At 64.1% G+C, this 20,563-nt stretch carries 22 protein-coding genes; 9 read left to right on the top strand and 13 right to left on the bottom strand.

The window, feature by feature from the left end:
- Nucleotides 1–84 precede the first annotated feature (84 nt).
- The 6 genes from ABFD92_01235 to ABFD92_01210 form a co-directional block, all read right to left on the bottom strand.
- Entirely contained in the window at nucleotides 85–1,410 is a 1,326-nt protein-coding gene (locus tag ABFD92_01235) for a hypothetical protein (protein ID MEN6503137.1), read from the bottom strand.
- Nucleotides 1,407–1,928, bottom strand: coding sequence for a hypothetical protein (locus ABFD92_01230; protein MEN6503136.1), 522 nt, complete (start codon nucleotides 1,926–1,928; stop codon nucleotides 1,407–1,409). Before ABFD92_01230 ends, ABFD92_01235 begins: the two co-directional genes overlap by 4 nt.
- 73 nt (nucleotides 1,929–2,001) lie before the next feature.
- Nucleotides 2,002–2,574, bottom strand: coding sequence for a sigma-70 family RNA polymerase sigma factor (locus ABFD92_01225; protein MEN6503135.1), 573 nt, complete (start codon nucleotides 2,572–2,574; stop codon nucleotides 2,002–2,004).
- Between the two features lie 208 nt (nucleotides 2,575–2,782).
- Nucleotides 2,783–3,421 (bottom strand): response regulator, encoded by a 639-nt coding sequence (locus tag ABFD92_01220; protein ID MEN6503134.1) that lies wholly within the window; start codon nucleotides 3,419–3,421, stop codon nucleotides 2,783–2,785.
- Entirely contained in the window at nucleotides 3,399–5,153 is a 1,755-nt protein-coding gene (locus ABFD92_01215; protein MEN6503133.1) for an ATP-binding protein, read from the bottom strand. Before ABFD92_01215 ends, ABFD92_01220 begins: the two co-directional genes overlap by 23 nt.
- A 6-nt stretch (nucleotides 5,154–5,159) precedes the next feature.
- On the bottom strand, nucleotides 5,160–5,885 hold the full coding sequence (locus tag ABFD92_01210) for a hypothetical protein (protein ID MEN6503132.1): 726 nt from the start codon (nucleotides 5,883–5,885) through the stop codon (nucleotides 5,160–5,162).
- Nucleotides 5,886–6,164: 279 nt separating this feature from the next.
- Here ABFD92_01210 and ABFD92_01205 point away from each other — a divergent pair, with 279 nt between their 5' ends.
- Nucleotides 6,165–6,533, top strand: coding sequence for a hypothetical protein (locus ABFD92_01205; protein ID MEN6503131.1), 369 nt, complete (start codon nucleotides 6,165–6,167; stop codon nucleotides 6,531–6,533).
- A gap of 227 nt (nucleotides 6,534–6,760) precedes the next feature.
- Nucleotides 6,761–7,642: a site-specific DNA-methyltransferase gene (locus tag ABFD92_01200; protein ID MEN6503130.1), complete on the top strand. Its 882-nt coding sequence runs from the start codon at nucleotides 6,761–6,763 to the stop codon at nucleotides 7,640–7,642.
- Nucleotides 7,643–7,714: 72 nt separating this feature from the next.
- On the opposite strand, the gene ABFD92_01195 is transcribed toward ABFD92_01200, so the two are convergent.
- The 6 genes from ABFD92_01195 to ABFD92_01170 form a co-directional block, all read right to left on the bottom strand.
- Nucleotides 7,715–8,080: a DUF5615 family PIN-like protein gene (locus ABFD92_01195; GenBank protein ID MEN6503129.1), complete on the bottom strand. Its 366-nt coding sequence runs from the start codon at nucleotides 8,078–8,080 to the stop codon at nucleotides 7,715–7,717.
- Nucleotides 8,077–8,271, bottom strand: a complete 195-nt coding sequence (locus tag ABFD92_01190) for a DUF433 domain-containing protein (protein ID MEN6503128.1) — start codon at nucleotides 8,269–8,271, stop codon at nucleotides 8,077–8,079. The genes ABFD92_01195 and ABFD92_01190 overlap by 4 nt, the downstream gene beginning before the upstream one ends.
- Nucleotides 8,272–8,420: 149 nt before the next feature.
- Entirely contained in the window at nucleotides 8,421–9,110 is a 690-nt protein-coding gene (locus tag ABFD92_01185; protein MEN6503127.1) for a transposase, read from the bottom strand.
- Between the two features lie 183 nt (nucleotides 9,111–9,293).
- On the bottom strand, nucleotides 9,294–9,944 hold the full coding sequence (locus ABFD92_01180; GenBank protein MEN6503126.1) for a hypothetical protein: 651 nt from the start codon (nucleotides 9,942–9,944) through the stop codon (nucleotides 9,294–9,296).
- Between the two features lie 69 nt (nucleotides 9,945–10,013).
- Nucleotides 10,014–10,550: a hypothetical protein gene (locus tag ABFD92_01175; protein MEN6503125.1), complete on the bottom strand. Its 537-nt coding sequence runs from the start codon at nucleotides 10,548–10,550 to the stop codon at nucleotides 10,014–10,016.
- 412 nt (nucleotides 10,551–10,962) lie between these two features.
- Nucleotides 10,963–11,640, bottom strand: a complete 678-nt coding sequence (locus ABFD92_01170) for an SIMPL domain-containing protein (GenBank protein ID MEN6503124.1) — start codon at nucleotides 11,638–11,640, stop codon at nucleotides 10,963–10,965.
- Between the two features lie 174 nt (nucleotides 11,641–11,814).
- Here ABFD92_01170 and ABFD92_01165 point away from each other — a divergent pair, with 174 nt between their 5' ends.
- From ABFD92_01165 to ABFD92_01145, 5 genes are all read left to right on the top strand, one after another.
- A complete protein-coding gene (locus tag ABFD92_01165) occupies nucleotides 11,815–12,114 on the top strand; it encodes a hypothetical protein (GenBank protein ID MEN6503123.1) in 300 nt (99 codons plus the stop codon).
- A gap of 116 nt (nucleotides 12,115–12,230) precedes the next feature.
- Entirely contained in the window at nucleotides 12,231–12,719 is a 489-nt protein-coding gene (locus tag ABFD92_01160; GenBank protein MEN6503122.1) for a helix-turn-helix transcriptional regulator, read from the top strand.
- Between the two features lie 20 nt (nucleotides 12,720–12,739).
- The gene (locus ABFD92_01155; GenBank protein ID MEN6503121.1) at nucleotides 12,740–13,762 is read left to right on the top strand and encodes a hypothetical protein; all 1,023 of its coding nucleotides are present in this window, start codon (nucleotides 12,740–12,742) and stop codon (nucleotides 13,760–13,762) included.
- 530 nt (nucleotides 13,763–14,292) lie between these two features.
- The gene (locus ABFD92_01150) at nucleotides 14,293–15,372 is read left to right on the top strand and encodes a ParB/RepB/Spo0J family partition protein (GenBank protein ID MEN6503120.1); all 1,080 of its coding nucleotides are present in this window, start codon (nucleotides 14,293–14,295) and stop codon (nucleotides 15,370–15,372) included.
- A 61-nt stretch (nucleotides 15,373–15,433) separates the two neighbouring features.
- On the top strand, nucleotides 15,434–15,697 hold the full coding sequence (locus ABFD92_01145) for a hypothetical protein (GenBank protein ID MEN6503119.1): 264 nt from the start codon (nucleotides 15,434–15,436) through the stop codon (nucleotides 15,695–15,697).
- A gap of 403 nt (nucleotides 15,698–16,100) precedes the next feature.
- Here ABFD92_01145 and ABFD92_01140 read toward each other — a convergent pair whose 3' ends face one another.
- Entirely contained in the window at nucleotides 16,101–17,027 is a 927-nt protein-coding gene (locus ABFD92_01140; protein ID MEN6503118.1) for a radical SAM protein, read from the bottom strand.
- 200 nt (nucleotides 17,028–17,227) lie between these two features.
- Here ABFD92_01140 and ABFD92_01135 point away from each other — a divergent pair, with 200 nt between their 5' ends.
- Together ABFD92_01135 and ABFD92_01130 are read left to right on the top strand one after the other, a co-directional pair.
- On the top strand, nucleotides 17,228–19,096 hold the full coding sequence (locus ABFD92_01135; GenBank protein ID MEN6503117.1) for a hypothetical protein: 1,869 nt from the start codon (nucleotides 17,228–17,230) through the stop codon (nucleotides 19,094–19,096).
- Between the two features lie 271 nt (nucleotides 19,097–19,367).
- The gene (locus ABFD92_01130; GenBank protein MEN6503116.1) at nucleotides 19,368–20,327 is read left to right on the top strand and encodes an aldolase catalytic domain-containing protein; all 960 of its coding nucleotides are present in this window, start codon (nucleotides 19,368–19,370) and stop codon (nucleotides 20,325–20,327) included.
- Nucleotides 20,328–20,563: the final 236 nt, after the last annotated feature.

The following is a 20,563-nucleotide window of genomic DNA, read 5'->3' as shown; positions in this document are numbered from 1 at the left end:
TCGGGGAACGAACGCTGAACGGACAAGCCGTTCTTGCAGCACTCACACTGGCGACACACCACTCACCACACACAACTGCTTCACTCACCCGTCCGACTCGGGCAGCGGGGGTTGGGGTCGTGCGGGTTTTTCGGGCGGGGGCGTGGGGTGTTCGTCTTTGGGTGCGTCGCCGTGCGGGGTTTTGCGCCACAGGCGGCGCGACGATTCGGTGTGCTGCTTGAAGCGCTGGTCGATGATCTCGCCGCGGTTGCGGGCGTGCTCGTCCAGCTCGGCTTGCATCTGCACCAGGCGGGTCTGGAGGTTCTTAAGGCCGTTGGTTTCGACGGCGGTCTCGGCGTCGAACCCGGCGGCGATGGTCTTCTTGAGCGTTTCCTGGAGCTGGGCTCGCTGGGTGTCGCCGGCGGCGTGGGCCAATTGCAGCGTCAGGCCCTCGATCGCCAGGCGCGAATCGGCGGCTATCAGGGCCGGTCCCTGCATTTCCTTGGGCATGGCGCGCCACCGCTGGTACCACTGCCAGGTGGCCCGCATGAGCCTGCGGTGCGTCTCGGGATTGCTCTTTTCCAGCGCCACCAGGCGGGCGTAGTACTCGGGACGTTTTTCCTTGAGCAGATCGAGCATGGCCGCCAGGTCGCGTTCGTTGGGCCCGCCGCCGAAAACGGGTTGTCGCGAACGTTCGCGCGGGCGCTCGCGGTCGGTGCGCCGCTGGTTTGGACTGGCGTCTTTGGGCGCCCCGGAGCGCTTGGCGTCGGGGGCGTTGCGCGCGGTGGCGGCCGACGGCGTGGCGGTCGGTGCGCGTTGTGAAACAAGTGCGGCGGCGGGCTCGTCGAGTTCCAGAGCGCCCAGACCGGGCTCATCGTCGCCGCGCTGCTTGTGCAGGCGGATGCGTTCGGCCCGCTGGAGGGCTTGTTTATAGCGGGTTTCGATCTGCTGGCCGCGTTGGGCGGCGCGCTTTTCGAGGTTGGTCCGCAGGGTGTCGACTTCCTGCTGGAGCTGCTTGAGGCGGTAGGCGTGCGTGATCTGTTCGGCGTCGAACTCGCGGGCGATTTCTTCGCGGAGTCGTTTGCGCGCCAGCTCGCGATCGCCTTCGCTGTCGGCGTTGGCCAGCTCGCGCGCCAGGCGGTAGATGCGCTGGCGCGACTCGGTGAGGTACCCGGCGGCGGTCTGGACGTCTTTGGGCAGTTTGCGGAACTGCTCGTGCCAGCGCCCCATCGACTGGAGCATGCGCTGATAGGCGGCGGGGTCCTGGTCCTTGGTCGTCATCAGGCGGCTGTACGCCTCGGGGCGATGCTCTTCCAGAACCTTGAGCAGTTCGGCCTCGGTGGCGGGCTTTTCGTGCGAGGGCCCCTGCGCGCGGACAGCGCCGCCCGCCAGGGCCAGCACCACGCTGATGGCGAAGATCTTGCCGCTCATGTGCCACTCTCCCAGGTCTGGATCGAACGGATGTCGCGCAGGAAACCCTGGACGTCGCGCTCCATGGCGTCGAAGTCTCCTTCGCTGTCGGCGGGCGTGGAGACGATATCGGATTCGAGCTGGTCCATCCGTTCGGCCAGCGCCTGGATGTCGGGGTTGATGGGCTTTTGCGCGGCCGAAATCAGCACTTCGGTCGGCACGGCGGGCGCCGCCGGCGGGTCCTGGCTCAGGACGCCCAGGGTGACCAGGATCATCGCTGCCCCGGCGATGGCGGCCGCCTCGACGCCGACGAGGTACTTCAGCGCCAGGCGGAAGCGGTTGGGTCTGGCCGCGGCGGCAGTGAGGCGTCGGTGGGCGCGGGCCATGACGGCCGGCGGCACGTGGACTTCCAGGGCACACAGGGCGGCCTCGCCGTCGCGGAGCTCCTCGGCCAGGCGGCGCTCGTCGCCGGTCAGTTCCACAGCGTGGCCGTCGAGCCACCGGCCCACGCGCTCGTACTGTTGTTCGGTGTATGTCATCTCAGTTACCGCCTCTGGTGGCACAGCCTTTCCAGGCTGTGACTGCCACAGGCTGGAAAGCCTGTGCCACCCGCTAGTGCGGGGGTTCCAGCATGTCCCGCAGGGCCGCCAGCCCGCGATGCACCCGGGCCAGCACCGTCCCCAGCGGACATTCAAACGTATCGGCCAGTTCCTTGAAGCTCATCTGACCGAAGTATCTCAGCAACACCATCTCCCGCGTGGCGGGGTCAAGCTGCTCGAGGGCCTTGGCCAGACCCTGCGAGGCCTCGGCGGCGACCAATCCCGCGTCGGCCGAGGCGTACTTGCCCGCCAGCGTCTCGCCGACCCGTGAGCCGTCGTCGCTCTCGAGCGAAAGGCTCATCGCCGTCGGATGGCTCTTGTAGCGGCGGATCCGGTCGCGAATCATGTTCGCGGCGATGCGGAACAGCCACGGCTCGAACCGCCCGCGATCGTCATACTTGCCGATCTGGCGCACCAGCCGCAACGCCATCTCCGACAGCAGGTCCTCGGCATCGTGATGACTGCCGGTGGCCCGAAGGAAATACCCGAACAGCCGCGGGCCATAGGCCTCCAGCAGCGCCGCCAGGCCGTCGGCCCGGCCGGCCTGTGCGGAGGCAATCACGGCCCGAAGCTCTGCAGGTTCCATTCGTCCATTCCGATTAACGCCCCCCCGCCGCCGCTATTGCGATATTTCCCATTAGCGGCGGGGCTCGCCCCGCGGGTCCCTGACACGCCGGTACAACGATCTTACCCGACGGCCTTTGCCCCAGACGAGAGTTTTTGAAACCGCCGGGATCGGGGAGAGCGGGATTGAAAACGGATTAAGAGGAAAGAATCACAACAACGACAGCCTTCTATGCCCCGGCGTCGATGGCGATGGCCATGCGCACCAGCTCGGCCAAACTCTGTGCCCGCATCTTTTCCATGACCTGCGCGCGGTGGTTCTCGACGGTCTTGATGCTGATGCCCAGTTCGCCGGCGATCTGCTTGTTGAGCATCCCTGCCACGACGCGGTCCATGACCTCCCGCTCGCGCGGCGTGAGAGAACTGCATCGCCGCTGAAGCTCGCCCGACAGCGGCGACGGTGCCGACTTGGCGCACTGCGCCAAAGCCCCGCGCACCCGCTGGAGCAACTGCGCGCCCTCGAAGGGCTTTTCGATAAAGTCAAACGCCCCGGTCTTGAGCGCGCGAACGGCCATCGCGATATTGCCAAAGGCCGTCACGAAAATGACCGGGATCGAAATCTGGGCACGGCGAAGCTCGTCCAGCAGCTCCAGGCCGCTCATGCCGGGCATCCGAACGTCCAGCAGCAGGCAGCCGCGCATGTCCGCCCGGCTGTGCGCCAGAAACGCCGACGCCGAATCGAAACACTGCGTCTCGTATCCGGCCGAAGAGACCAGAAACTCCATGCCGCGACGCATGCCCTCGTCGTCGTCGACAATGAAAACCGTTGCCGCCTCGTGCGGCTGTTCAGGGGTGTTGCACTGAGACATCGTGTCCTCCATCGCTTGTGGGAATGCTGAAGTGGACCGCCAGGCCGCCGCCGGGGTTCGCCGCCGCCCAGATCCTGCCGCCGTGGGCCTCGATGATCGAGCGGCTGATCGACAACCCCATTCCCAGCCCAGAACTCTTGGTGGTGAAAAACGCATCAAACATCTTTTCGATCGACTCGGGCGGGCAACCGGGTCCGCTGTCGCAGACGGAGACGACAACCGCGCCGTCCTGGGGGAGGGCGGCCGTCACGTCGATCCGCCGCGCGGGGCCGCGCGTCTGCTCCAGAGCCTCAATGGCGTTGCGGATCAGGTTGAGCAGGACCTGCTGGGTCTGGATGGCATCCACCTGTACCTGCGGCAGAGCGTCGCTGACGTCCAGGTGAAAGTCGATCTGCTTCTGTCGCAGCTCGGCGGCTACCAGGTCGACCAGTTCCTCCATCAGCGGTCGCAGGCGGTGGGGCTCGGTTCTGGGTTGGCCGCTGGCGACGAACGACCGGAGGCGTTGGATGATCCGCCCAGCGCGGCGGGCCTGTTCGGACACTTCGCCCAGGACGGTGTGCAGAGTTTGCGGGGTGGCTTTATCGGATTCCATCAGCCGCAGGGCGCCTTCGGCAAAGCCGGCGATGGCGCCCAGGGGCTGGTTGAGCTCGTGGGCCAGTCCGGTGGCCATCTCGCCCATCGTGCTGACGCGGGCGACGTGGGCCAGCTCCGCCTGGTGCTGGCGCGACTCGTCCTGAGCCCGTTGTCGTTCGACGATCTCGCGCTGCAGGTGGCGATTGGCGGATTCGAGGTCGGCGGTGCGTTCCCGCACGCGCTGGGCGAGCGTGTCGTTGGCCTCGCGCAGCAGCCGCTCGGCCTGCCCGCGCCGGGCGATCTGGCGCCCCAGCGACCACATGCCCCATGACATGCCCAGCGCCAAGCCCAGGCACAGGATGACCAGCAGCGTCATGCCCACGCCCCAGAACCCCCTGCCGTACCGGTCCAGGCGCAGCGCCAAGCCCTGGCCCGGCGGCTCCAGCGCGGCGGTGGCGAAGAGGCGCTCGTCGATGCCAGCCACCGCCGGCAGGGCGACGATGACGTTCTCGCGGGGATCGATGAGGCTGGCGCGGTGCTCGTGGAGAATTTCGCGGCTGAGCATGTTCCGCAGCACGCGCTGGCAGGAATAGACGCCGACGATGGACCCGCGCGACGTCGGGCCGGCATAGATGGGAACGCTCAGGTCGAACGCCGGTTCGTTCTGGAGGCTGATGTGGACGTCGGAATAGACGGCTTTGCGGGTGCGGGTGGCTTCCTGGCAGATCTCCAGCGACCGCGGGCAGGCAAGGGGGCGCCCCAGCACCTGCTCCTCCCATTGTGGCGGGATGACCCAGCGAGCCTTTCCATCGGGGTCAACGTACATGGCGCTGACCAGCTCCGGGTGCTCGCTCATATAGTGACCGACGCGCTGAGAGAAAAGCTCCTGCGTGATGGTCTGGCGGCCCATATCCTCGGCCAGCGTCACCAGGTGATCGTGCGTGGCGTGGAGGCGCTGACGGATGTTCTCTTGGGCGGTGTGGATGCTTGAGGTGAGGGCGGCGCGGTCCGTCTCCAGCGTCCGCGCGTGGATCAGCGCGATCAGCGCCCCCAGCACCCCCACGAACAGCAGCGCCATCGCCGCAGGGGCGAACCACGTGCTGCCCGCCAGGTGGCGCAGACCGCCCTCCTTCCGTTCTCTCGTCGCGTCGTCGTTCATTGCCTGTTAACGAAGCACGTCCAACAGCAGCCAGTATTGCGAGAGTTCCTCGGCCGTCGGCTCGTTGCCGGTGACCGGCCGCTGGGCGTTAACGGGGTCGGCGCCGGTCCACAGCACCGAGCCGTCGCCGAAAAGCCGATTATACCCGCGTCGCTGGTGCGGACTACACAGGCGCTTCTGAAAGCGTCCGCGCGCGGGCCAGTCGTCCACGCCGATGAAATCTGAGTAGATCACCTTGTTCATGTAGTTCGGGACGGTCCACCGCGGAGTCTGGGGCTCGCCCGGGTCGACAAACCGCGCGGTGTAGGAAGAGTTCAGCCCCGGGCGAGGCGCCGGTCCAGACGCGGCCGCCGTACCAGCGCCGCGTTTCTCCCCACCGCCAGCCGCGCCGCCCTCGTGCCAGCGATTCTCCGGCGAATCATAGGCGATGCTGGCCGAGGTATCGGCGTCCTGGCCGGGGCAGTAGAACGTCTGGGGGCTGTGTACCTGATTGAGCAGCGCCCCGAGATTGACGTACTCGCCGCTGTCGAGACGCATGCGGAACGTGTCGAAGGCGATGGCCCCGTCGGCGTGATACGGCGGCAGCGAAAAGTTGTAGCTGACCGAATGCGCCGCCGCGGCAGTTCCCACCGCGTGCAGGCTCGCCTGGCACGTCGAACGCACCGCCGCCTGGCGCACCATCGAAAGCGACGGCAGGAGGACCACCAGCGCGACGGCCACGATCACGACCACGACGACTGCCTCCAGCAACGTGAAAGCGGTCGCGGAGCGACATCGCCGGCGGAGCGGTTGGTTTGTGTGGCCACCCATCCAATTACACCGTCTGTGTGTGATGCTGCATTCATTATCGGGGACGACTACCCCTCCGCACAGCGGGAATGGGTGGGGGTTTACCCTGATCGCGGGTTAACCCTGATTGTCGCGAACCGGGCCAGGCCAGAGAATGTTCACGTGCAGGCCCGCGATGTTCGCGGGCGGCCGAATAACGCCCTGAGGCAAAGGAGACACATGATGAACAGGTTATTCTTGCCAGCGCTGATGATTGGTGTCCTCGGCTGTGCCGCCGCGGTTATGGGCAACGGAGCCCTCGCCGGCGACGAGCAGGAGGCCATCATGGCCTCGCCCCAAACGGTCGTTCTGGCCAAGGTCGACTCCCTCACCGTACACACGAATATTCCCGCCACCGAAGTAGACGCCGACACGGTCGCCCTCAACGGCGTGCCCGCCTCGGGCATCGGCGTCGATAACCTCGGGCACCTCGTCGCCCGGTTCGCCCTGGCAGACCTGGCGCTGCAACGCGGACAGGCGAGCGTAACCCTGACGGGTCTCTATGACGACGGCGATGAGTTCGCCGCCAGCGACACCGTTACAGTGAAGTAATCCCGCGTCGCGGAGGGAAGGCAGCACACGCGGGGCGATGGGCCGCTTGCGGCTTGGCAGTTGTCGCAATGCCAAGCTGCAAGCGACCATCATTTGCCCATCTCAGCATCGCGACCTCCCGTTCTCCCCCGCATCGCCGCACAAACCCCTTTACACCCACGGCGCTGCAAGTCATATTGAGCGCCATGGAGCCCAATCGGCTTTACAATCAAGACTGCATTGCCGGCATGAACGCCATGGCCGAAGGCTCGGTGGACCTGGCCTTTGCCGATCCGCCCTTCAACATCGGCTACGACTACGACGCCTACGAAGACAAGCTTGCGGCAGACGAGTATCTCAACTGGACGCGCCAGTGGGGCGCGGCCGTTGTGCGGGCGCTCAAGCCCACCGGCACGTTCTGGTTGGCCATCGGCGATGACTTCGCAGCCGAACTGAAACTCATCTTCCAGCGCGAGCTGGGGCTGACGTGCCGGAGCTGGGTGATCTGGTACTACACCTTCGGGGTCAACTGCAAGGCCAAGTTCAGCCGCAGCCACACGCACCTGTTCCACTTTGTGAAAGACCGCAAGACCTTTACGTTCAACACCGACGCCATCCGCGTGCCCTCGGCCCGCCAGCTCGTCTACGCCGACGTCCGGGCCGACGCCAAGGGCCGCCTGCCTGACGACACGTGGATCCTGCGGCCGCAGGACATGAGCGGCGGCTTCGAGCCCGAGGAAGACACGTGGTATTTCCCGCGCGTGTGCGGGACGTTCAAGGAGCGGGCCGGCTGGCACGGCTGCCAGATGCCCGAACAGCTCCTGGGCCGCATCATCAAGGCCTGCTCCAACGAGGGCGAGTTGGTGCTGGACCCCTTCGGCGGCAGCGGTACAACGCTGGTGACGGCCAAGAAGCTCGCCCGCAAGTTCATCGGCTTCGAACTGTCCGAAAACTACGCCGCCCAGATCCAGTCGCGCCTGTCCGCCGTCTCACCCGGCGACCCGCTCAACGGCCCGGCCGACCCCAAAGCCTCCGCCCCCCCCACCGCCCAGGGCAAAAAGCTGGGCGAAAGAAAGCCCGGCAAGAAACGCACTGCATCTCCGCAGAGCCCAACGCTGCCGCTGCCTTAGATCGTCGCGCCCAACTTTTTGGGCCACAACTACATTCGACGTGGCGACCGCCAGGAAATTGTCGCAATATGCTTATTTAAGGGGCAATCTGCGAACGCGAAGATGGCTTGTTCCCACGCTGACCGCGGCGTTGTCTCGAACCTCTTCATTCAAATATCGCGCTGCATTGGCGATCACCACTGCCAACTCGGCCGCGTTCAGTTTCTCAATGCGAATTCGAATTACAGAAGGGCCTGAAGCCTGTGTGGCTGCGAGAATCTGGTGGAAGTCGGCGTCCCGCGTGACAAGACAGGCATTATCCTTAAGCGCTTCGGCCAGGATTACCGCATCGCGCGCCCCGCCAAGCCCGATGTCGAGCACGTGCGTGGCACTGATACCAAACCTGCGCAGAGCCTCCGCCGCAGCCACAGGCAACCCTTCGTCAAGGATCAGTTTCATGTGGCGGTCCGGAATTCGGTGATCTCGTCGTCCAGATATGCCGCCGCATAGGCCAGCGCCTGCTGGATGTCCTCATCCTGAAGCTGGGGGTAATCCTTGTGCAGTTCCTGGCGGTCGCCATATTGTGCCAGGATCAGGAGCACGCGCTTGACCGTCAGACGTGTGCCCTTGATGCACGGCTGCCCGTTCATTATGGCTGGATCAGACGTTATTCTATCAAACTGCTTCATGGCGGGCCGCTCTCTATTACTGATTCTATCCGATTCTATCGGCAACAGGGAAGCATTCTCACCCAATACGGGTAAGGACGCGTTAATCAGGACTTGAATTGGTGCCAGGTTTATCCGGCGCGCTTGCGTTTTGTGCCCGGCTTGGGACCGGGCTTGCGGCGGGCGAGGGTGCGGCCCAGCAGCTTTTCCACTTTTGCGATGAACGCCGCATCGCCCAGCGGTCGGCCGGTACTCTCGCTGCGGCGCATGGCGGCTGCAACGGGCGCCTCGTCCGCCTCGGCAAGGTACTGTCGCCACGTGCATACCCAGTCGGCCGTCGAGTCCGTCAACCAGTCGCCCGAGGCGATGGAACTGCGGCGGCGGTCGACGTGGGCGGCAGCACTCGACCACGGCCAATCTTCCGCCCGTTTGACCAGGCGGGCCTTGACGGGGCTGCGTTCGATGCACTTTGCGGCCGCCAGCAGGTAGGGCTCGTCCATCACGAACGAGGCGAAGCGGTCCTGCCAGAGGTGTCCGCGCCAGCCCTTGCGGGTGTTAACCGCCCGCGTGTAGCGGCGGTGGGCCTCGCCGATGGCCCGGCAGAGGGCATCCTCGGTGGGCGGGCGCAGAATCAGGTGCGCGTGGTTGGGCATGAGGCAGTACGCCAGGATCTCCATGCCGTGGTGGGCGCACCACTGGGCCATCAAGTCCAGGTACGCTTGATAGTCCTGATCGCCGAAGAAGGTTTTCTGCCCCCGATTGCCGCGCTGGGTCACCTGATGCGCGGCCCCGGGCACCACGACTCGTGCAATACGTGCCATAATGCCCGCATCCTACCGCGCGGGGGCTCGATGTGTCAAATATCTTCTATGGCGTCCCCCGGACTCTGGGCTTACGTTCCTGCCGCTGGCGCAAAGAAAGCTCTGTGCCAGTTTTGTTTGCGGCTGAGCTAGCTGCAAAGAGCCCATAGTCTTGCCTCGCTCCTGTGTACGCTCAAGCCGGCTCTAGTCGAGCATGATCGTTCGTGCGCTATCTAATGGTCCGGCCATGGGCATATTTGTGCGTTCAGGTCCCAAGCGAAGTTCGTTGCCCACGAGTTTCACCTCGCGGTAGACGCGGTCGCCCCAGCTTTGTTCTCCCAGGAATCGCATCACCAACCGCTCTTTCTTGCCGCCGCTCTGGTAGCCGATGGTTTCCATCTCGAATCGAAGGAACATCACTCCGGGGACCGTGCCGCTTCCGCCAGTGTTGCCTACGTATTCGACGACGGAGATGCCGGAAGGCGTTGTCCCCAGGAACCTGTATCCGAACCATCCGTTTCCACGCGGCCCGCCGTTGCCCTCATTGGGCAATTCAAAACGTATAAGCTCTCCTTTGGCGATTTTGCATCCACTATAGGCGCCATCGCAGTTGTCATAGAAAAGCCCCTCTACCGCGACAGTACCGATGCGCATACCCACTCCTTTTGTCCAAAAGTCATCTGCTTCTGGTCCGCCGCAAAAGTCGGTCAAGAAGAAGGGAGGAATCGAGCGGCCCTTGAAGGTGAAATGCGTTTGCGCCTCAACGACCAAGGGATCGGCGATTGGCTTGGCCGGCTCAGCGCCCCCACAGCCACAGAGACTGATCCCGAGAATCAAAACCGGAAGTTTTCGCATGTCGGGTCCCCTTTCTCATTCTTGATCTCACAACCTCTGCGGTCTCTGCGACCTCGGCGGTGAAATTCCTCACACCACCTGGCGGTTCTCGTCCTCGTGCGTACCGTGTTCGGCCTGGCTGCGGGATTCGTCCTGGCGGCGGTGGTTGATCTTGAGCTTCTTGGCGTAGAGGCGCAGCACGTCCTGGGCGTCGAGGCCGAGGATCTGGCAGATGCTGATCCAGAAAAACAGCATGTCGGTGGCCTCGACGCGGGCGTTCTGCACGTCCTGAAGCTGATACTGCCGTCCTTCCTTGGCCTCGCGATACCAGTGCTTCCACGAGAGGCATTCCTGCAGTTCGTGGCACTCGGCCGACAGCGCGTCGATGTAACACTTCAGCGCCCGCCCCGCCGCCAGCAGTGCGGCCGTGGCCTTGGGATCGGCCGCCGGTGCATCCGCTCCCCCCGCCCCACCCTCGCCCGGCGCCGCAGGCAGCAGCCCCGCAGCCTCGACAGCCTTGAGCGCCTCGCCTAAGGCCGCGGTATCGAACCCCGCCCGTTTATTCAGCGCCGCCTGGAGCGGCCAGATGTCGTCGATCGAATTAAGCTCATGCGTTTCCTGGGCCATAGTCGCCTCGCCTTCTGATAGCCGCGAACGACGCGAACAACGCGAACTCGTTAGGGTGTAAAAACCGTTGCGGCCGCGGGCGATTCTACGCCCCATCGCCGCCGTGCTCAAGAAAGAGAATGAGCAGGGACAAACGCGGATGAAAGCGGATGAGGAATACGCGGCAAGCGGACCTGGCGCGCCTCCGATCTTCTGACTGAAAGCAGCCCATGGTGGAGCGGCTTTGGCATGTTGGTGTTTTGGCGATCGGCGACAGGTCTGGCAGCTCGAATCGAGATGGATTTGCCGCATCGGGGTTCGCCGGCAGCGGCCCCCTCGCCTCGCCGGGGCTCATCGCCGCCCTGCAGGCTCTCTGTGCCGTCTCGCTCCTGGCGGGCCTGTGGCTTTTGCGAGGTGCATCTTTCCGGCCCGCTCATCCCTGTGGCGCGATAGAAAACCGCACGGTGTAGCGGACCCAGATCGTCCGCCCCGGGGCCGGCATGGCATCGAACGGCCCGGAATCCCCCAGCGAGCCGATGGAAGCGGCGTACCGTGTCCGGTCCCCGAAGTAATCCTCATCGCCGGCCGCGCCCGAGGCGCGCAAGGCCTTGGCGCCTTCCTCGATCCGTACGACCGCCCCCAGCGCGACGGGCGCCTCGGCGGCCAGAACAGCCGCCTTGGATCGCGCGTCGGCCAGCGCGGCGCGGATCGCCTGGGCGCGGACCTCGGGCGCACTTTGGAAGATCGGTTGGCGCATCTGCACCTGAAGCGTCCACTTCTTCTGATCGAACAGCGGCTCCAACGCCGCCAATGCCGCCGTGAGCAAGCCCGGATCTCCCACCGTGATCGTCAGGTGGTGCGAGCCGATCATCTTCTTGGAATACTCGTGGCCGACCTCGGTGGGACCGTCGGCGATCTGTGACCTGTCGAGCCCCGCCTCCAGCAGCGTCGCCAGGCACAACTGGTGCAGTTGCGCGATGGACTGGGCTGCCCGCTGGTGCCGAGAGGCTTTGGCGCCGAGCTGCAGATCGGCGACGTACTCCCGCGCCATTTCAGCATAGCTGGCTTCTCCGGTGACCTGGATGTATGTCGCGTCGTCGGCCATGGTCATGACTGGACCCCAAAAAGTTGTGAAATCCGCGGCCCTATTGCACGAAGACACAGCGATTCTAAGCTCTCCCGCCCCATGGCTCAATAGGGAGCCGCCAAAGGCTGCAGAGGTTGCGGCTTGCGGCTTGAGGGCGGCCTTTGCAATGACTCACTCCTTCCCCATAGAATGTCCACCGTGAAGTGGGCCGTTGTCATCTTGCTCGTGCTGTCTCCGGCGATCCTCTATGGAATAGCCATCGCCGTTATTGCTTTGTCACGCAAGTATTTTCCGCTGCGGTGCCCATCCTGCAGCAAGCGGGGACTTGCGATGGTCAATTCATCCCTGGTGATGCTCGACGATGGCGACGGTAAACATCACTGCGAATACAGGTCCTTCTACAAGTGCCCGAGCTGCCACGCCTCGTTCCGCCGGACTCGCAGTGGAATCTCCCCCCTGCCAGAAGAGGAGCAGCATTGGCTGAATGCCAAACCATAGGTCGCGCCTGGCCCGCCTGGCCCTTGCCGGTTCCGCCAGACCGCCCCTGATGAGAATGAAGATTTTCTTCGAGGCGCCGCTTGACTGGTGTGTAGTGTGTAGTATATACTACACACATGAGCACAACCTCGACATTCGGAGATTATCTCAGGCAGCGGCGCGAGGCGATCGTCGTGGCGGCGCGGGGAGCCGCGGCGGCAGGGAAGGCGGTGCCTGCGGCTTCTGGCGCGGTCTTGCGCGGCGGGCGGCTGTCGCAAGCTCGCGCCGGCAAGGGCACGATGGCCCGCAATCGACAACCCGAGCCGCGCAATCATCTGTCCGTGCGGGCGCTGGCCAAGCGGGTGGGCATCGAGCCGTCGTATTTGAGCAAGATCGAGCGCGGGCTGCAGGCCCCGCCGTCGGAGGCTACCATCGCCCGCCTGGCGGCGGCCTTGGGCGAGGATGTCGACGTGATGCTGGCGATGGCCGGCAAGGTTTCCTCCGACCTGCAGAGCGTCATCCGCAAGCGCCCGGCGCTCTTTGCCGAACTGATCCGCCAGATGAAGAATATGCCCGAACGCGCCGTGCTGCGCATTGTGCGCGAAGTGCGCGACGGGGATTGGTGATAACTGAAAGGGGTATCGCCATGATCGAACTGAAAGACAATGTTCTGCACTTCTCGTTTCCACAAGTATTTGATAATGCTGGAGTTAGTATAGAGTTTCAGCGGACGCTCCGCATTCCTGACGACGGCTGCGAGTACCCCCTGCCGCCGGGCCTGGGGGCGTTTCCGCTGAGGCATGTCGACGATTTTGCCGAGAATCTGCCCCCCACCTGGCGTCAGCACGGCGGGGTGATGATGCCGATGTATCAATCCGAAGCGATGTGGATCATGTTCCAGGCAAACTACATCGGCGATCGCGATGCCACCTATCCCTGCGCGATCAAGATCGCCACGGGCAAGATCAACGCTGTCAGCGGCCAGCCGTGGTCGCCGGGGCTCAACCGGCGGCCTCAGGATTACGCGGTGGTGCCTGGTCAGCCGTGGCTGGACGGCTACTGCGTGAGCAAGGGCGTCATCCGCCAGTTCGTCGCGATGCCCTTAGGCGAGGGGTACACGGCCGAGGAGCAACTGACCGGTTCGGCCGACGTGGGCGGGTTGCAGATCGCGGTCTTTCCGATGAAACGGGAGGTCTTCGAGCGGCGCTTTCCAAAGATCCAGCCCGGTACAAGGATTGAGGCCTGCTTGGATTGTCTGGCTTGTGCGCCATCGCCGGGGATGGGCCTGGCCGCGGGGGGCAAAATGCGGCAGGAGATCTACGAGGACGAGTTCGACCTGAGCGACTGGGACCTTGCGGCCGGCAGCCGGTGCTTCGTGCATATCGTCAACTCTATGGTCTGGAGTGCGATCACCTCCAGCAGCCCGCCGCTGCCGCCGCCGACGGCCAAGCAGTACGCCAGAGCACACCTGCCTTGGTTTGATTACTACCGCGACGACGCCTCGGCGGTGGACGGGGCGAGTCTGCTGGCGGCCCTGAAGAGCGTCAAGGAGATGGGCGAGCAGAGGGGCCTGGCGCCCCTGCCGGAGAATGAATCGGTCGGCGTCGATCGGGTGATCAAGCTCTCGCCGCGCAAGCGCGACGAAGTGCGGCAGGGTCAGGGCTGGTGAATTATCGGTATTGTTCCACGTGGAACCATTAGCCCGAAAACTGCATGAACCGCAGAGATCGCAGAGTACGCAGAGAAGCAAATGGCTCAAAACAAGACCATCTAACGTCGCCGTCGTTAATCTGAAAAACAGACTGTCCATGCGCCCCGCTTCGCTAGTTTTCTGTAAGTCTTTTCGCTCAAAATACCTCTGCGGCCTCTGCGATCTCCGCGGTGAAATATCCGGGTTAGCGCTCGACATGCTCGACGTGCTCGCGACTCCGGGGATACGCGCGGGCAGGTCGCGGAAGCAAACGCGCGGGGCAAGCCCCGCCGCTAACGTCTGGACGAGAGCGAAACGGATTATCCGTGCGACGCGAAAGTGGGCGCTGATGCAGATACGGTCGGTGTTTGGTTTCTTCTTGCGTTGCTGAGATACAGCGTTATGCTTGGCGGCTGCGAAGTGACTGTTCCACGTGGAACATCGCCGCCTGCAACCGATAGCTGAAAGCTGAGCTGGCCTGTGACAGCTCCAAAGCAAAGGAGTCCGATATGTCGTCATCTCCCAAGCCCGTTAAGCCTCGTCTCGGCCGCGGTCTGGCCAGCTTGATCTCCAACTCGGCCATGGCCGATGTGTCGGCGGCGCAAGAGAACCTTCAGGCCGCACCGGCGGGGGCATATGCCGCTGATGTGGCGTCCCCTCATGGGGCGGAAATCGGAACGGCGCCTGTTTCAGCCTCGACCGACGCCGGCCGCGGGACGGAAATGGCCGCAGCCCGAGAAGCTCACGGCCAGGCAGACGGCGGGACCGTCTCCATCGCTGTCGATCTGATCTCGCCCAACCCGTATCAGCCGCGCCGCGAGTTCAACGAGACGGACCTGGCTGAGCTGGCCGGTTCCATCGCCGAGCAGGGGATCCTTCAGCCGCTCATCGTGGCGGTGCATGAAGGCCCCGGCGGCGGGGCGGGCGGGTACGTGCTGATCGCCGGCGAGCGGCGGCTGCGGGCGGCGCGAAAGATCGGCATGTCTGCCGTGCCGTGCATCGTGCGCGCGGCCACGCCCCAGCAGATGCTCGAGTGGGCGCTGATCGAGAACATCCAGCGGGCCGACCTGAACCCCGTCGAGAAAGCCACCGCCTACCGCGACTACCTGGACCGCTTCAACCTCACGCAGGCCCAGGCTTCCCAGCGGCTCGGTCAGCCGCGTGCGACGCTGGCCAACTACCTGCGCATCCTCGACCTGCCAGACGCCATCCAGACGCTCCTGCTGGGCGGCGACCTGAGCTTCGGACACGCCAAAGCCCTGGCGGGCCTGGCGGGCAAGGAAGTCCAGCAGCTCAAGCTGGCCAAGCTGTGTTTACATAAGTCGTTGTCTGTAAGGCAGTTAGAGTCGATGGTTTCGCAGATCATCGCCGGAATGGTCCCGGCGGGCAAAACGCCCTCGACTCGCAAGAGCACCAGCAAGCCGCCCTACATCGCCGACCTGGAAGGCCAACTGACCGCTGCCGTGGGTACACGGGTCGAGATCAAACCCGCCCGCGCCGCCAACACCGGCCGCATCGTCGTGGACTACTACAGCCTGGACGATTTCGACCGAATCACCGGCGCCCTGGGGGCGAAGATCAGCGGGTGAGGATTTTCACCGCCGAGATCGCGGAGAACGCAGAGTCAGAAATTTTGGAAAGGGGATCCGCATGGAAGCGGCCGAGACGAGTTTGGATGCTGTGGTGCAGGTGATGCCTCCGGCGGGGCGGGGAATGGAACGTCAATTTGAACAGGTTGCCCGCGACATGCGCGCGGTGCTGCAATCAGCGAGCAAGGATGCAGCGGTCGCTCGGTCCTTCTCCCTCATAGAAAGCAAGTTTGCCAGGAACGCAAGAAAGGATAGTGCCACGGCCTTGCCCGACAACGCCCGCCAGCGCTTCATCCAAATCCATCATTTTGCCGTCGATATCTGAGTCGCTGGAAATGGTCCAACAACCCTTTGGTGCCCCCCTCTGGCGAAGGAAGCTTGCTATTCCAGCATCGCTTTGTGTTGCCGGTGAGATGCTATGACAGGCTTGTGCGTCCAAGTCGGGCTGATGGTTCAGGCGGTCCAGCAGTTCCCTCCGTCTCTTGCGATTACAGAGCAGAGAACGCCATCGTTCCCGCTTCTCCTTCTTGATGAAGGCGGAAACAAAGGCATCTTCATGTAACCGCTGCATCTGTTTTAGTGAAGGGTCCATATGGCCTTACCCGTAGGTTCTGAACCGGATTCTCCACCATCTGAGAGGATTTGGCAATCAGCAACGCGCGGGGCAAGCCCCGCCGCTAACTGGGTGTGCTAGTTCCGTTGTTAACTCACCACTCACCACGCACAACTCACAACTGATTCACAATTCCGTAGAATACTTCGATGGGCACGTTGACGGAATCGTGGATCTGCTGGGCGATGGCGTCTAGTTCTTCGTTGGTCAGGGGTTCGGCGCCGCGGCGGCGGGCGGGTTTGCGGGCGATGGTGTGCACGTGAATGGCTTTGATCTGTCCGCCGGCGGCGACGATCTCGTCGACGCGCTGGCAATAGGCGGCGATCTCCTGCTCGGTGGGGGCCTGTCCGTCGAGGCGCGAGAAGAGGCTCTGGATGACGACGGCCCGGTCGCGAGCGACGTCGACGATGTTCTCGATGATCCCGGCCAGCGTCAGTCCCTCGGCGGGGCGGTTGACGCGCTGGAATTGTTCCTCGGTGCCGGCGTCGAGCTTCGCCCAGATTTCGCCGCCGGCCTTATCCAGGTGCGGCAGGGCGCGGCGGACCTGCGGGCTGGTCAGGGCGGTGGCGTTGGTCAGCAGGATGAGTTTGATCGTGCCGGCCGCCTCGGGGTCAAACTCCTGGACAGCGTCGCTCAGGGCCCGGGCGGCCGTGGCGACGGCGCTGTGGAAGTCCGGCACGCAGGTCGGTTCGCCGTTGCCGCTGAAGGCCACGTCGTTGACCCGCCGCAGTTCCTGGGGCGTGGAGGAGAATCGCCGGTCGTCCCAGATGCGGCCGGTGAGGGCGTCTTCGAGCACCATGCACAGTTCGTCGTAGAGGATCGAGAGGTTCGTCGAGACGTGCTTGGGCTTGATGCGGCGATTGACCTGGCAGTAGACGCAGCCGAAGTTGCATCGCTTGTCGCGGTTGAGGTTGACGCCGATGCTCAGCCCGCGGCTGCGGCGCGAGACCACGGGGTAGACGTAGAGGCAGTTTCGCCACTGGCGGCGATGGTCGCCCAGAGGCGTGCGCGGAGGGGGCGTCGATTGGGCAGAGGATTCCATGCCCTTATTCTAGTGCCCCAGAGGCCGATGTGCGAGGACAGAGCCTGCGGGCGGGCGGCCGCGACCTCCGCGGTGAACGTCGCCTCACGCTCTGCCGCAGAGAGTTGCCCTGTCGGCAAGGGCGGCGTATACTCGATAGAACAAAATGACGCCAAGCCGCAAGCGGGGTCTGCGGCGTGCGTTGATCTATAAGAGGCGAGATGATTCACTTTACCTGCACAAACTCGGCTTGCCGCCAGACGCTCCGCGTGGGAGAAGAGCTCGGCGGTCGGCGCGTCAAGTGTCCATCCTGCGGCACGGTGTGCGAAGTGCCTCTGCCGGTGGCCGAGGTGGTCGCCGGTCCTGCGGCGGCTCCGCCCCCGCCGGTCGCCGCGCCGGCCCCACCGCCCGTGCGAACCGCCCCGGCAGCGCCGGAGCCCTCGGCGGCGGGGGCGCTGGATGAACTGATGGCTTCGGTCGCGCCGGCAGCGGCGCCCTCCGCGCCGTCGGAGCCCGCCCGCGGAAAGACCGGCCAGCCTCTACGGGGCGGCAAAGTGGCGGCGGCGCGGAAAGACCGAACGCCGCTGATCGCCTTCGGCGTGTGCTTCATCGTCACCGTAATCGTCGGCGTCCTGCTCTATATCATGGTGATCCGCGATCCATGGGAAGCCGACAACCGCCAGACCGTGCTGACAATGGCAAACGAAGTACACCAGGCCGTCGCCAACCAGCGCTATGACCAGGCGCGGGCAAAGTATGACGAGCTCCACACCCTCATCGGCGGACGCACGATCAAAGACTACAAGCTCCAGCAGGCCCTCAAGCAGGCCCTGGAGGATTATCAGTCCGCCCAGGGGTCGTCTGCCGCTCTGCAGCCGCCCGCCGACGAGATGACCGAGATCAACACCCTGCTCGAGCGCATGCAGCAGCGTGCGCAGGTGGGGGCCTGGCAGAACGCCCTGGACCTGTCCAGCCAGATCATCGCCCGCCTCGAGAGCATCAAGGGCACGCAACCACAAGCGCAGGCCCTGCTGACGACGACGATCGCCAGGCGCCAGGAGTTCCAGAAGCGCCTCGACGCGGCACAGAAAGCCGCCCGCGAAGAGGCCGCCCGCGCCGCCGCCAAGGCTAGGCAACCCCCGCCCGAGCAGCCCAAGGACCCCCGCGCTGTCAACCCGGGGCAGCAGTACGCCCGGCAGTTTGCAGCCGACGTCGACCGCGCCGTCGCGACGCCCGAGACGGCTGACGACCTGGCGATCGGCGAGAAGATGTTCGCCGAAGCGGCTGGGGCATCTCAGGCGCCCACCTACCAGGCGCTGCTTTACGAAAAGGCCTGGCCGTTGTGCGCGAAGGAGCCCGCCGGACAGGGCAAGGCGATCGAGGCGCTGGCGGCTCTGGAGCAGAGCTTGCCCGATCGGCGGGCGGAGTTTCTCGCCCAGCGGACCAACCTGCTCGACCAGGCGTTCCGCACCGCCAGCGGAACCGCCCGCCGCCCCGCGGCAGAAGCGTACCTTGCTCCGCTGACGGAACTGGCCGACGCGTACTTCCAGCGCGAGCAGATCCCCAGAGCCCTCGAGACCTACCGCCGGGCGCTGCTGGTGTGCCAGTATCTCCAGTCGCCCCAGGAGGCGCGGCTGAAGGAAGCCATCGCCAAGTGCCGCGCCGCGTCCTCGCCGCGCGAGCTGGCCGCCGAAGCCGTCAAGACCCTCCAGGACAAGCTCAAAGCCGATCCCGCCGACGCCGCCTCGCGAACCCAACTGATCTATCTGCTGCTGACCGAGGCCAACGATCCTCCGGCCGCCGCGGCGGTCTCGCACGCGTCTGTCGAAACGTCGCTGTCGGTCAATCTCGCGCTATCGGTCAAGAGCGTCAGCGAAGTCTCCGAGGCGTCCTGCCTGACCCTGGGGCAGTGGTACGCCGGGCCGCTGCTCAAACGCGCCACCCCGCCGGCCAAGCCCGCCATGGCCCAGCGCGCCAGGGAGTACTACCGCCAGTTCCTCAAGCTTCATGCCGCCCAGGACGGCGCCGCCGAGCAAGTCAACGCGGCGATCAGGGCGCTCGAAAAGAGCTACCCCGAGAAGAAGGATTAATATGGAGTGCGGCAGCCCTAGCTGCCGCTTTGGTTGTTGTTGGCAGGTATAGCACGTTGGGTTACTGAAAAACAGCCAAAGCGGCAGCTGCTGCTGCCGCACTCCATATCGCCTCCCCCATGTGCTTTGTTCGTGTCATTCGTGTTCTCTTTGGTCAACGAACAACCCATCAAGCAAGCAGAAATTATCAGCCGAAAAAGGCCGATAGAAGCTATAATGCGGAACTCTGCCTGGCGGTGAACTGCGCCTATGGCGCCGGGAGTGCCTGCTAATGTTTCGGCCTGAGATTAAAGTAGTCGACTGCACGATTCGTGACGGCGGATTGATCAACGATTCGCACTTTACCTTCGAGACCGTGCGCGAGGTCTACAAGGCCATCTGCGCCTCGGGCGTGGACTACGTCGAGCTGGGATACCGCAACAGCAAGGAAATGTTCGATCCCAAGCAGTTCGGCCCGTGGCGCTTCTGCGACGAGGAGCAACTCCGCCGCGTCACCGACGGCATCGACACCGGTACGACCAAGCTGGCCGTCATGCAGGACGCCCACAAGGCCGATCCTCACGACGTCACGCCGGCTGACCAGTCCGTCGTCAAAATGATCCGCATCGCCACTTACGTCAAGGACATCGACAAGGCGATCATGCTGGCCAACAACGCCACCGACAAGGGCTATGAGGCCGCCATCAACATCATGTCGATATCGAAGGAAGGCGGGCCCTTCCTCGACGAGGCGCTGCAGCAGATCGAGGAAGAGACGAAGGTCAACGCCGTCTACATCGTCGACAGCTACGGCGCGCTGTACAGCGAGGAGATCCAGTACTTCGTCGAGAAGTTCAAGATGTTCATCAAGACGAAGGAAGTGGGCATCCACTGCCACAACAACCAGCAACTGGCCTTCGCCAACACCATCGAGGCCATCATCCACCACGCCAACTACGTGGACGGGACGCTCTACGGCCTGGGGCGGGCGGCAGGCAACTGCCCGCTGGAACTGCTGATCGGATTCCTGAAGAACCCCAAGTTCAGCATCGTTCCGATCATCGACGTGATCGGCAAGACGATCCTGCCTCTCAAGAAAGAGATCGACTGGGGCTACTGCATTCCGTACATGCTGGCCGGCTCGCTCAACCAGCACCCGCGGGTGTCGATGGAATGGGTCGAAGGCAACAACCCCAACCGCGACGACTTCGTGGCCTTCTACAACAAGGTCCTTGAGGATCCGGAACAGTAGAAGCATTTTCAATTTCCAATTTGAAATTTTCAATTTCCCATTGGATACCAACAGCAAGACTTACCACAGAGGCACAGAGACCACTGAGGTAGAAGACAAAGACACGGCACAGAAGCCTTCTGTTCTGCTTCCTCTGAGCCCTCTGTGCCTCTGTGGTAGTCTGTTTTTCTTGAGGACGCGCTAGAATACCGCAGCGGCCGGAGGGGGAGGGGGGGCCCTGAAGAGCGGCGCGGTCC

The organism is Planctomycetaceae bacterium, from assembly GCA_039680605.1.
Classification (GTDB): Bacteria; Planctomycetota; Phycisphaerae; order SM23-33; family SM23-33; genus JAJFUU01.
The sequence above is the reverse complement of the archived record's forward strand: the minus strand, read 5'-3'. Positions and strand labels throughout refer to the sequence as shown.